The organism is Streptomyces violaceus (genome assembly GCF_036014075.1).
Lineage (GTDB): Bacteria > Actinomycetota > Actinomycetes > Streptomycetales > Streptomycetaceae > Streptomyces > Streptomyces violaceus.
Window position 1 is genome coordinate 559,831 of the sequence record NZ_CP107911.1, and the last position, 12,322, is coordinate 572,152.

General features: G+C 74.3%; 6 protein-coding genes and 1 pseudogene. 5 read left to right on the forward strand and 2 right to left on the reverse strand.

Annotation, left to right across the window (positions count from 1 at the left end):
• Positions 1–64 precede the first annotated feature (64 nt).
• On the reverse strand, positions 65–2,524 hold the full coding sequence (locus OG542_RS02570) for a SpoIIE family protein phosphatase (RefSeq protein WP_328407786.1): 2,460 nt from the start codon (positions 2,522–2,524) through the stop codon (positions 65–67).
• Between the two features lie 184 nt (positions 2,525–2,708).
• On the opposite strand from OG542_RS02570, the gene lanKC reads away from it, so the two are divergent.
• From lanKC to OG542_RS02590, 4 genes are all read left to right on the forward strand, one after another.
• Positions 2,709–5,315: a class III lanthionine synthetase LanKC gene (lanKC, locus tag OG542_RS02575; protein ID WP_328407788.1), complete on the forward strand. Its 2,607-nt coding sequence runs from the start codon at positions 2,709–2,711 to the stop codon at positions 5,313–5,315.
• An 84-nt stretch (positions 5,316–5,399) separates the two neighbouring features.
• Positions 5,400–5,516: a SapB/AmfS family lanthipeptide gene (locus tag OG542_RS02580; RefSeq protein WP_184587041.1), complete on the forward strand. Its 117-nt coding sequence runs from the start codon at positions 5,400–5,402 to the stop codon at positions 5,514–5,516.
• A gap of 85 nt (positions 5,517–5,601) precedes the next feature.
• Positions 5,602–7,359, forward strand: coding sequence for an ABC transporter ATP-binding protein (locus tag OG542_RS02585; RefSeq protein ID WP_328407790.1), 1,758 nt, complete (start codon positions 5,602–5,604; stop codon positions 7,357–7,359).
• Positions 7,356–9,293 carry an ATP-binding cassette domain-containing protein gene (locus tag OG542_RS02590; protein ID WP_328407792.1) on the forward strand — a complete coding sequence of 646 codons (1,938 nt, stop codon included), beginning with the start codon at positions 7,356–7,358 and terminating at the stop codon, positions 9,291–9,293. Before OG542_RS02585 ends, OG542_RS02590 begins: the two co-directional genes overlap by 4 nt.
• Here the strand turns inward: OG542_RS02590 and OG542_RS02595 are convergent.
• Positions 9,216–9,839: pseudogene (locus OG542_RS02595) on the reverse strand (LuxR C-terminal-related transcriptional regulator); the annotation flags it as partial. The gene OG542_RS02590 and the pseudogene OG542_RS02595 sit on opposite strands and share 78 nt — an antisense overlap.
• Before the next feature lie 241 nt (positions 9,840–10,080).
• Between OG542_RS02595 and OG542_RS02600 the strand changes: the two are divergent.
• Complete coding sequence (locus OG542_RS02600; RefSeq protein ID WP_328407794.1) at positions 10,081–12,237, forward strand: PP2C family protein-serine/threonine phosphatase; 2,157 nt, start codon at positions 10,081–10,083, stop codon at positions 12,235–12,237.
• The last annotated feature ends 85 nt before the right edge of the window (positions 12,238–12,322 follow it).

Genomic DNA, 12,322 nt, shown 5'->3' on the forward strand with positions numbered 1-12,322 from the left:
CTTCCTTCTAGGGTCGCTCCGGGTACCCGGTGAACCCGAGCGGTCACAAGGAACTCGCGGCTGCTCAGCGCCCCAAGGCCAACTCCGCCCACACCTGCTTGCCGCCGCTGACCGGCAGTGTGCCCCACGTCGCGGAGAGTGCCTCGACGAGGAGGACGCCCCGGCCGCCGGTGGCCTCCCAGCCGATGCTGGCCGGTCTGACCGGAGAGCGCGGTGAGGCGTCGGCGACGGCGACGCGCAGACGGTCGTTGACGAGGGTGAGGTCCATGCGGACCTGGCCGTCGGTGTGGACGAGAGCGTTGGTGACGAGTTCGGAGACGACGAGGAGGGCGGCGTCGAAGTCCTCGGTGACGCCCCAGGAGCGCAGGGTGCGCCGGGCGAAGCGGCGGGCGTGCCCGACCGCCTGCGGCACGCGCCACACCGTCCAGCTCTCCCGCAGCGGGCGCAGGTCCATGCCGTCGTAGCGCAGGAGGAGCACGGCGACGTCGTCGCTGCGCTGGGCGCTGCCGAGGAGGGCGTCGGCGACGAGCCCCAGGTCGACGGGGGCGGACGCGGCCAGCTGGCCGGCGAGGCGTTCCATGCCCTCGTCGATGTCGGAATCGGGCGTCTCGACGAGCCCGTCCGTGACCAGGGCGATCAGGGTGCCGGGCGGGAGCCGGAGCGGGCTCATCGGGAAGTCGGCCTGGGTGATCACCCCGAGGGGCGGGCCGCCCTCGGCCTCCGCGATCTCGGTCGTACCGTCCGGGTAGCGCAGCACCGGCGGCAGGTGCCCGGCGCGCACGCACCAGGCGGAGCCCTCCTCCAGGTCGATGTCGACGTAGGCGCAGGTGGCGAAGAGGTCGCTCTCCATGTCCATGAGCAGCCGGTTGGCGTGGGAGACCACCACGTCCGGCGTGTGCCCTTCGACGGCGTAGGCCCGCAGGGCGGTGCGCATCTGGCCCATGAGGGTGGCTGCGGCGGCGCTGTGGCCCTGGACGTCACCGATGACGAGGGCGACGTGGTTGTCGGGCAGCGGGATGACGTCGTACCAGTCGCCGCCGAGCTCCAGCCCTGCCGTGCTGGGCAGATAGCGGGTGACGGCCTCGGCGCCCGGCAGGCGGGGCAGGCGGCGGGGCAGCAACTGGCGCTGGAGCATGCCGACGAGTTCGTGTTCGGCGTCGAAGGCGCGGGCCCGCATCAGGGCCTGTCCGGCGAGGCCGGCGCAGGCGGTGAGCAGGGCGCGTTCGTCGGAGCCGAAGTCGTGCGGCGTGTCCCAGCCGATCAGGCAGGCCCCGGCCATGCGGTTCCCGGCGGGCAGCGGAAGGACGGCGAGACCGCCGGGGCCGACCTCGGACAGGCCGCGTTCCAAGGCGCTGCCGGCGGGCCAGATCCGGGCGCGGCCCTCGCGCAGGGCGGCGGCGAGGGTGGGCATGGCGCGTACGGGCGCGTCGGGCCATTCGGTGCGCCACTCCCGGCGCCACAGCTCGGGCCAGGCCTCGGGTTCGGGCGGGTCGAGGACGGTGACGACGAGCCGGTCGCTCTCCAGCTCGGCGAGCGCGATGCGGTCGGCTCTGAGTGGCCGGCGCAGGGCGGCGACCACGGCCTTGCCGACGTCGCGGACGGTGACGGCGGTGGCCAGCGCGGTGGCCAGGCGCTGGACGCGGGCCACGTCGGTGACGTCGGAGCGCAGCGTGGAGGCGTCGTCGACGGTGCCCACGAGCCGTGCGGAGTGGCCCACGCCGCCGGGCAGGAGGCGCCCGCGCAGCCGGATCCACTTCGGGGGTCCGGTGGGCTGGAGCACCCGGAACTCCAGCTCCCGGTCGCCGATGGACATGTGGTCGGCCTCCACCACGGACATCAGGGAGGGCAGGTCCTCCGGCACGGTCAGGCCGAGCAGGGTCTCGACCCGGCCGTCGAACTCCACGGGGTCCAGGCCGAACAGGTCCAGCAGGTCGTCGCCGGCCCGGACGCGGCCGGTGTCCATGGCGAGGCTGAACGCGCCCGGCGGCAGATCACCGCCCTCGGCGGGCGCGGCCGGTGCGGGGAAGGCGACCGCCTCGGAGATGAGGTGCAGGCACTCGCGGTCCTCGGTGTCGAATCCGTCGGGGCGCTCGCACACGGCGAGGAGACAGCCGCCGCCGTCCCCGTGGACGGGCAGGGCCGTCAGGAAGAAGTCCCGGTACGGCACGCGCCGGGCCTGGACGTGCTCGGCGAGTTGCGCTGGGCCCAGCGAGACGGGGCGTCCGCCGCGGTGAGCCTCGGCGACGGGGGAACGCCCGGTGCGCGGATAACTGTCGCGCAGTCCGTACAGCGTCCTCGGCGCCCCGGCCGACTCCACCAGGCGCAGCAGCTCGCCGTCCTGGCCGGGTGTGTACAGGGCGGCGAACGCGGCGCCGGCGAAGACGAGTGCCTGTTCGAGGACACGGTGCACGCGTTCCGGCGATTCCTGATCGACCGCGATCGCTTTGAGGGCACCTTCGACACGCAGCGTTCGCGTTCTGCGTTCTTGGGGTTCTCGGGCGCCCTCACTGACCACGTTGGCCATTACAGCGCTTATGCGACACCTGCGCAGCCCCTGTGAGCGTTCCGTGGGCCGGCCCGACCGGGTGCTCGAACGGAACCGAACATGTCTTTACCTATGCGTTCCGCACGCTGTTCTCGTGACAGCCGTGACTGTCCTGGCCCGGCGCGTGGCTGGAAGGCTCGGTGCCGATCACGGAGGGGGACGCATGGACAAGCGGTACGAGGTGTACGCGCTGGCCGACCGGCACTTCTACGAGACACCGGACCGGCTGGCGCGAGACGGGCAGGAGGCCTCGCAGGGGGCGGCCGCGCACCTCTATGAGACGGCCCGCCGGCCCGTGCCCGAGGGCTGGGAGACGGCACGGATCGGGGACTGGCTGACGATGACGCCGCCCGGCCCGGACGGCGAGCCGCCGCAGGGTCCCGCGCAGGGCTGGAAGATCCACGCCTCGGCGACCCGGGCGAACGCGGAGAAGATCGCCGGGATCGTCTGGGACTACTGCGTCGAGCGGCGCGTCCCCTTCAAATTCGTGCCCGGCCCGCATCTGCTGCACCTGCGCAACACCAAGTACGCGCCCCGCGACGGCAGCGGCAAGTTCGTCACCGTCTATCCGGCCGACGAGGAGCAGCTGCACGAGGTGCTGCGCGAGCTGGGCGCGCTGCTGGAGGGGTTCGAAGGCCCGTACATCCTCACCGACCTGCGCTGGGGCGAGGGTCCGCTGTACGTCCGCTACGGCGCCTTCGCGCGCTCGTTCGTCGTGGACGAGCGAGGCTCGCTGGTGCCGGCGGTGCGCGACGGCGCGGGGGAGCTGGTGCCGGACCGGCGGACGCCGTCCTTCCAGGTGCCGGAGTGGGTGACGCTGCCGGCGTTCCTCCAGCCGCATCTCGACGCGCGGAACAACACGACGACGGGCGAGCTGCCCTACCGCATCGAGAAGGCGCTGCACTTCTCCAACGGCGGCGGCGTGTACGCGGGCACCGACACCCGCGACGGTCGCAAGGTCGTCCTCAAGGAGGGCCGGCCGCACGCGGGACTCGCCTCGGACGGGGCCGACGCGGTCGCCCGGCTCGAGCGGGAGAAGCGGGCGCTGGAGCAGGTCGCGGGCACGGGCGTGGTCCCGGAGGTGCGCGACTGGTTCGAGCTCGGCGGCCACCGTTTCCTGGTGATGGACTTCCTGGAAGGCCGTCCGCTCAACTCTTTCTTCGCCGAGCGGCATCCGCTGCTGGCCCAGGATCCCGACACGGGGGCCGTCGCCGCCTACACGGCGTGGGCGCTGCGCATCCACCGCGAGGTGGAGGAGGCCGTGGCGGCGGTGCACGCCCGCGGCATCGTCTTCAACGACCTGCACGTCTTCAACATCATGGTCGCGCCGGACGAGGAGTCGGTCTTCCTCCTCGACTTCGAGGCAGCGGCACCGGCCGAGGAGAACGGCCGCCAGGTCGTCGCCCACCCGGGCTTCTTCGCGCCGCCGGACCGCCGGGGCGCCGATGTCGACCGCTATGCGCTGGCCTGTCTGCGCCTTGCCCTGTTCCTGCCCGTGACGACACTGTTCGTGGTCGACCGCGGCAAGGCGGCGCATCTGGCCGAGGTGATCTCGGAGCAGTTCCCTGACGTGCCGCGGGAGTTCCTCGACGAGGCGGTCACGGAGATCACGCGGGAGGTGTCCGGCCGTACGCCAGCCGCTCCCTCCGCACCGGTGAATCCCGGTGACTGGCCGTACAGCCGCGACTCGATGGTCAAGGCGATCCTCGCCTCGGCCACCCCGGAGCGCGACGACCGGCTCTTCCCCGGCGATGTCGCCCAGTTCTCCGACGGCGGCGGGCTCGGGCTCGCCCACGGCGCCGCCGGGGTGCTGTACGCGCTGGACGCGACCGGTGCCGAGCGCTACGAGGAGGGCGAGCGCTGGCTGCTCACCCGGACGGCACCGGCCCCGGTCGGTACGCCGCTCGGCCTGTACGACGGGCTCGCGGGCGTCGCCCTGGTCCTGGACCGGCTCGGGCACCGGCAGCGGGCGCTGGACCTGGTCGAGGGCATCCTCGCCGAGCGGTGGCAGAACCTCTCCTCCGACCTGCACGGCGGACTGGCCGGACTGGGGCTCGTCCTGGGCCGGCTGGTCGAGACGACGGGCGAGACGGAGCTGCGCGACCGGGCCGACGAGGCCGCGCGGATCCTCGTGCAACGGCTCGCCGAGCCGCTCCCGGCCACGCCCCGGCGGCGCGCCGGACTGCTGCGGGGCGCGACCGGGCCGGCGCTGTTCCTGCTGCGGCAGTACGAGTGGACCGGCCGGGCCGTATGGCTGGAAGCCGCGGCCGTGGCACTGCGCCGGGACCTGGAGTCCTGCGCGACCCGCGAGAACGGGTCACTGGAGGTCGACGAGGGCTGGCGGACCCTGCCCTACCTCGGCGACGGCAGCGCGGGCCTCGGCATGGTCCTCGACGACCTCGTGACCCACTCCCCCGGCCTCGCCGGGGAGTTCGAGGCGGCCCGCTCCGGCGTCGTCACCGCCGCCACCTCACGCTTCTACGCGCAGCCCGGGCTCTTCCAGGGCCGCGCCGGAATGATCCTGCACCTCAGCCGCACGACCACGCCGGGCGCGACCGCGGACCGGCTGGCCGGACAGATCGCCGGGCTCGGCTGGTTCGCGATGGCGTACCAGGGCCAACTGGCCTTCCCCGGCCACCAGATGATGCGGCTGTCCATGGATCTCGCCACCGGAACGGCAGGGTGCCTGCTGGCGCTCGGCGCGGCCCTCGACCCGGCGACCGACGCCCATCTGCCGTTCCTCCCGCCGCCGAACCGGCGGCCCCACTGACGCGGTTCCGCGATCCCGCGGAGTCGTGACACCACCCCGTCCCCACGGATGACCACGGACGGACACCCAACGGAAGGACACACCATGGCACTTCTCGACCTGCAGACGATCGAGTCCGAGGAGCGGACCGACGGCGGCGGCAACAGCACGGTGAGCCTGCTCTCCTGCATCAGCGCGGCGAGCGTCCTGCTCTGTCTCTGACCGCGTCCGCGGTACGGCACCGGGCGGCCTTCTCCCTTCGGGGACGGGGCCGCCCGGGGTCCCTCCCGTCCCACGAAAGGCCCCTATGAGCACGCGTGGTGACGAGGACCCGGCGACCGGACACGCCCGCACACTGCTGCGTACGGCCACCCGGTACAGCTGGACCCGATGCGTGGCCCTGTGCCTGGTGAGCACCGCCGCGACCGGCGCCGGTCTGCTGCTGCCGGCCGCGCTCGGCCGGGCCCTCGATCTTCTGCTGGCGCAGGCTCCGGCGACCCGCTGGGTGCTCTACTGCGCCGGCCTCGTGCTGCTGCTCGCCCTGCTCGACGCGGCGCAGACCGTCCTCACCGGCACCGTCGACGCCCGCAGCACGGCGTGGCTGCGCCGCCGGCTGACCGGGCACGTCCTGGGCGTCGGCCCGCGGGCCGCAGACCGATTCGGCTCCGGTGACCTGGTCGCGCGCCTGGTCGGCAACGCGGCCGAGGCGGGAACCACGCCCGCGGCCCGTGCGGCGCTGCTGGCCGCGCTCGCCGGCCCCGTCGGCGGCGTCGTCGCACTCGGCCTGATCGACTGGCGGCTCGCGGCCGTCTTCCTCGCCGGAGCTCCCGTCCTGACTCTTCTGCTGCGTGCCGTCTCCCGTGGCACCTCGCAGAGCGCGGCCCGGTATCAGCAGGCCCAGGGCCGGATCGCGGCCGCGCTGGCGGAGGCCGTCGAGGGCGTCCGTACCGTCCGGGCGGCGGGTACGGAGGACAAGGAGACCGCCCGCGTCCTGCGCCCGCTGCCCGATCTGTCCCGGGCCGGACACCGCATGTGGCAGGTGCAGGGGCGGGCCGCCGCGCAGGCGGTCGCCGTGGCGCCGCTGCTGCACCTCGGGGTCGTCGCCGTGGCCGGTGTGCTGCTCACCCGGGACCGGCTGTCGGTGGGGGACGTCCTCGCGGCCTCGCGGTACGCGGTGCTCGCGACGGGCGTCGGCGTCCTGGTCGGCCGGCTCGCGGGCCTGGCCCGGGCCCGGGCGGCGGCCCGGCGTCTCGGGGAGGTCCGGGCCGAGCCCGCGACCGGGTTCGGCGTGCGCAGGCTTCCCGACGGGCCCGGCCGGCTGGAGCTGCGCGGCGTGACGGCCCGGCGCGGCGGACGCACCGTGCTCGACGGAGTGGACCTCGTCGTGCCGGGCGGCACGACACTGGCCGTGGTCGGCCCGTCCGGCGCGGGCAAGTCGCTGCTGGCCGCGCTCGCCGGGCGGCTGGCCGACCCGGACGCGGGCGAGGTGCTCCTCGACGGGGTGCCGCTGCGCGACCTGCCGCACGCCGACCTGCGCCGCGCCGTCGGCTACGCCTTCGCCCGCCCGGCTCTCCTGGGCGGCACGGTCGAGCAGGCGATCGGCCTCGGCCTGCCTGCCCCCTCCCCCGCCCGCGTCCGTGAGGCGGCCCGCACGGCACTCGCCGACGACTTCGTCCGCCGTCTCCCCGACGGATACGACACGGCCGTGGCCGACGCACCGCGCTCCGGCGGCGAGTCCCAACGGCTCGGCCTCGCCCGGGCGTTCGCCCACGGTGGTCGGCTGCTGATCCTCGACGACGCCCTCTCCAGCCTCGACACGGTGACGGAACGCCACATCACCGACGCCCTCCTCGGCGACGGCCCGGGCGGCACCCGGCTGCTGGTCGCCCACCGCAGCGCGACGGCGGCGTGCGCCGACGCGGTGGCCTGGCTGGACGACGGTCGGGTGCGGGCGGTGGGACGGCACGAGGAGCTGTGGCGGCTTGCGGCGTACCGGGCGGCGTTCGGGGAGGGGGCGGCTTCGGCGAGTACGGGTGCGAGTGCGGAGGGGGGTGTGCCGGCATGACGAACCGGATCCGCGCGGACGGCCGGCGTGGGCAAGAGGCCCCCGGGCAGGACGGAGCGCCCTCCGACGCCGGCCTCCCCGCCCGGGGCCTGCGCTTCCTGCTGGCCCGCCGGCGGGTCCTGCTCCGCCTGGCCGCCTGGTCCGTGCTCGAGACCGGGCAGACCTTCCTCATCGGCTACGGTCCCGCCCGCGCCCTTGACGAGGGGTTCCTGCGCGGGCGGGCGGATGTCGGGCTGATCTGGCTGGCGGTGACCGGGCTCGGTGTGCTCGTCGGCGCGTGGGGGACCGCGCGGGTGTACGCCGCCGTCGCCGCGCTGGTCGAACCCCTCCGGGACCGGCTCGTGGAGCGGGTCGTCTCCCGCGGGGTGCGGACCGGTGACAAGGGGTCGTTGTCGGGGCTCACGCAGCAGGTGGAAATCGCCCGGGACACCTTCGCCGGACTGGTGATGGTCTCCCGCTCCTTCGTGTTCACCGCCGCCGGTGCCCTGGCCGGCCTGTTCGCCCTCGCCCCGCCGCTGCTGCTCGTCGTCGGGCCGCCCCTCGCCGCCGGAGTGGCACTGTTCGCGGCGACACTGCGGCCGCTCGCCCGGCGGCAGGAGACGTTCCTCGTCGCCGACGAGGCGCTGGCCGGTGAGCTGGGCGCCGTCTGCCCTGGCCTGCGGGACATCACGGCGACCGGCGCGGAGGCGCACATCGCCGCCGGGACCGGCGAACGGGTCGAGGCGGAACTGCGCGCGGCGCGTGCCCTGGCCCACTGGGGTGTGCTGCGCGTGGCGTCCCTGGCGATCGGCGGCCAGCTGCCGATCGTGCTGCTGCTGGCCGCCGCCCCGTGGCTGCTGGCCCGCGGCGTCACCACGGGCGCCCTGGTCGGTGCCCTCGCCTACGTCACCCAGTCCCTGCTGCCCGCCCTGCGCAATCTGGTCCACGGCCTGGGCACCAGCGGCTCCCGTCTGACGGTGGTGCTGCGCAGGCTGGCCCGGGCGGACACCGGCATGCCCACGAGGCAGCCTGGCCCCGGGCTCCCCGCGCCGGAACCCACCGAAGGCACTCCCCCGGCCTTCTCCCTCACCTCCGCCACCTTCGCCTACGGCCCCGCCAGTACCCCCGTGGTCCAGGACCTCGACCTCACCCTCCCGGCCGGCTCACACCTGGCCGTCGTCGGCCCCAGCGGCGCCGGCAAGTCCACGCTCACCGCCCTGGTCGCCGGGCTCCTCACACCGGACCAGGGGACGATCACGGTGGGCGGGCACAACGTGCCCGGACCGGAGGCGGCCGCCGCACGCGTGCTCATCCCGCAGGAGGCGTACGTCTTCGACGCCACCCTGGCCGAGAACCTCGCGTACCTGCGGCCGGACGCGGTGCCCGAGGAGGAACTGCTGGCCGCGGCGGAGGCGGTCGGCCTCGCCCCGTTGGCCGAGCGGCTCGGCGGTCTCGGCGCGCGGGTCGACCCGGCGGCCCTGTCAGCCGGTGAACGGCAGCTGGTGGCACTGACCAGGGCCTATCTGTCGTACGCACCGCTCGCCCTGCTCGACGAGGCGACCTGTCACCTGGATCCGGAGACGGAGGAGCGCGCGGAGCGGGCCTTCGCCGCGCGGCCGGGCGGGACCCTGGTGGTCGTCGCCCACCGCATCAGCTCGGCCCGCCGCGCCGGCCGGGTGCTGGTCATGGACGGCAGGAACACGGCGTACGGCGAGCACGAGGAGCTGCTGCGGACCTCGGCGCTCTACCGGGACCTCGTCGGCAGCTGGGCGCCCGGCCCGTCCCGGCGGCGGTCAGAGCCAGCCCTGTCCCTGCGAGATGCGGATGGCGTCGATGCGGTTGCGGGCCCCGGTCTTGCGGGTGATGGCCGCCATGTAGTTGCGCACGGTCCCGTGGGACAAATGCAGGCTCCCGGCGATCTCCGCGATGGAGGCTCCCTCGGCCGCGAGGGTTAACACGCTCAGCTCTCTGCGGGTCAGCGGCATCTCGGCCGCCCTGAGGAAACCGAAGCCCAGCGAGTCGTTGACGAAACGTTCCCCCTGAGCGACGCGGCGGATTCCGCGCAGCAGGTTCTGCGGCGAGCTCTCCTTGTCGACGTAGCCGAGCGCCCCCGCCTCGACCGCCCGTTTCAGCAGTCCGGGTCTGTTCGCGGTGGAGAGGACGAGTAATCGCGGGCGGGCCCGGTCCGGGCCCGGCCGGCACAGCTCGCCCAGCGGAGGGATGCCGTAGGAGTCCGCACACTCCAGGTCCGCCGCACAGACGTCCGGGCGCACGGACCGCACCAGGGCCGGGGCGCCGCGCCAGGGCGTGTCGTGCACCGCCAGATCAGGCTCCCCCCGCAGCCACTCCGCCAGGACCGATCGCACCAGACACTCGTCATGCACCAACAGCACCCGGATCACTGCCACCCCCTCGGCTCGCCGTACGCCCCCCTCGTCGTGTTGAGCGTCTGCCCCATTGTTCGTGACGGTGACCCTGCGTGGGCGCGAAGATCCAGCCATCAAGGTGCGTGGGGGCGCACGTGCGGAGCCCGTACGCCCGGCCGCGCTTCGACTTCGGCGGCATGGGACACGGCGGTCGGGGTACGCGCGTTCCCTCGACGGAGCCGGAAGGCTGTAACCGACGGTAACCGTGAGACCGTCCCGGCGCCGCTCGTCGTGCGCGACGGGCCGCCAGGGTGGAGATTTGTTCCTGAGCCCGGGAGATTCGTTCCTGAGCCCGGTCGCGCGGCCGTGCGAGGAGGTGGTCGGCGTGTCCGACGCGCAGTCGTCCGCGCAGGCGCCGGCATCCGCCAGGACGCCGGTCGGCCGTCCGCTGTTGTCCCTGGCGCTGGCCTCGATGATGGACGAGGTGCATGCCCACTCCGGCGCGGTGTACCTGATGGCACCGGATCAGCCGGTGCTGGAGATGGCGGTGATGGCCGGGCTGCCCCGCGCGTTCGCGGCGCCCTGGGAACGGGTGGGGCTGAGCGCGCCGATCCCGGTCGCGGACGCGGCGCGCGAGCGGCGGCTGGTCTGGGTCGGCGGCGAGGAGGAGATGGCCCGCCACTATCCGCGCATCGCCGTGGTGCTGCCCTATCCGTTCGCCCTGGCCGCGGTGCCGGTGGCCACCGCGTCCACGGTCTACGGCGCGGTCTTCGTGACCTGGCCCGGCGCGCATCCGCCAGACCTGTCCGACCATGAGCGCGAGCATCTGACCGCCGCCTGCGGCCGGCTCGCGGTCCGGCTCGAGCGGGCGGCCGAGCTCAGCATCCCGCCGCACCCCGAGACCGACATGCTGGCCTCGCCCCTGGTGAGCGGGATCGCCGGCACGCTCGGCACGGTCGAGGCGGCCCGGATGGTGAGCCGGCTGCCGTACGGGCTGGTCTCGCTGGATCTGCACGGGCGGATCGGCTTCGTCAACGCGGCGGCGGCCGAGCTGCTGAACGTCCCGGTCAGCCGGCTGCTCGGCACCCAGCTGTGGGCATCGGTGCCGTGGCTCAACGACCCGGTGTACGAGGACCGTTACCGGGCCGCGCTGCTGAGCCAGCACATCACCTCGTTCGTGGCGCTGCGGCCGCCCGGCGAGTGGCTGTCGTTCCGACTGTATCCGAGCACCACGGGCCTCAGTGTCCGGATCACCAGGTCGAGGGCCGTGTCGGAGATGAACCGGGCGGCACCGCCGTCCGACGGCAAGCCGTCCCGGCTGGTGACCATGTCGCAGGTGCTGGACCTGGCCAGCGCCCTCACCGAGGCGGTGGGGGTACAGGACGTGGTGCAGCTGGTGGCGGACGAGATCGCCCCGGCCGTGGGCAGCCAGGCCCTGGTCGTGCTGGGCTCGCGGGCGAACCGGCTGCGCGTGCTCGGGCATCGCGGGTACCGGGACGCGCACGTGGTGGAACGGTTCGACGGGATGCCGCTGACCGAGCCGATGCCCGGCACGCAGGTGCTGCGCACGGGCGTGCCCGCGTTCTTCGAGTCGCAGGAACAGCTGGAGCGCCTCTACCCGGCGCGGCTCGCCACCCCCGACGGGTTCGCTGCCTGGGCCTATCTGCCGTTGATCGCCCAGGGACGGCCGGTGGGGACGTGCGTGCTCTCCTACACCGAGCCGCACCACTTCCCGACGGAGGAGCGGGCGGTGATGACCAGCCTGGCCGGGCTGATCGCCCAGGCGCTGGAGCGGGCGCTGCTCTACGACGCCAAGCACCGGCTCGCGCACGGCCTCCAGGAGGCACTGCTGCCGCACTCGCTGCCGTCGCTGCCGGGGATCGAGGCGGCCGGCCGCTATGTGCCGGCCACTCAGGGCATGGACATCGGCGGCGACTTCTACGACCTGGTGCGCACCCAGGGGATGGCGGCCGCGGTGATCGGGGACGTGCAGGGGCACAACGTCACGGCGGCCGGGCTGATGGGGCAGGTCCGCACCGCGGTGCGCGCGTACACGACCGTGGGCCAGGCGCCGGAGGAGGTCATGCGCAGCACCAACCGGCTGCTGCTCGACCTGGGGGCCGAGCTGTTCGCCAGCTGCCTGTACCTGCGGCTCGACCCGGCGCACGGCCGGGCCGTGATGTCCCGGGCGGGTCATCCGCCGCCGCTGCTGAGGCGGCCGGACGGGCGGGTGCGCGTCCTGGACCTGGCCGGGGGCCCGCTGCTGGGCATCGACGCCTCGGCGGTGTACCCGACGACGGAGGTCGCCCTCGCCCCCGGCTCGCTGCTCGTCCTCTACACCGACGGCCTGGTCGAGTCCCCCGGCACTGACTTCGAGGAGGCCCTCGCGGACCTGGGCCGGCACCTGGCCGACGCCGGCGACCAGCCGCTGGACGAGCTGGCCGACAGTCTCATCCACCAGGAGCGGCGCCACCGGGACGGGGAGGAACGGCTCGACGACATCGCCCTGTTGCTGCTCAGGGCTGTCGGCTAGGGGAGGCCGCGCGCGGCATGCGGACGGGCCGGTCCTCTCGCGGGAGGTCCGGCCCGGTGCACCGCCGGGCGGTGGTCGAAAGCGC

What these genes read in the sequence shown, in the direction of transcription:
- lanKC (WP_328407788.1), top strand. Translation starts at nt 2,709, where the DNA reads ATGGACAAGCGGTACGAGGTGTACGCGCTGGCCGACCGGCACTTCTAC.
- OG542_RS02570 (WP_328407786.1), bottom strand. Translation starts at nt 2,524, where the DNA reads ATGGCCAACGTGGTCAGTGAGGGCGCCCGAGAACCCCAAGAACGCAGA.
- OG542_RS02585 (WP_328407790.1), top strand. Translation starts at nt 5,602, where the DNA reads ATGAGCACGCGTGGTGACGAGGACCCGGCGACCGGACACGCCCGCACA.
- OG542_RS02590 (WP_328407792.1), top strand. Translation starts at nt 7,356, where the DNA reads ATGACGAACCGGATCCGCGCGGACGGCCGGCGTGGGCAAGAGGCCCCC.
- OG542_RS02580 (WP_184587041.1), top strand. Translation starts at nt 5,400, where the DNA reads ATGGCACTTCTCGACCTGCAGACGATCGAGTCCGAGGAGCGGACCGAC.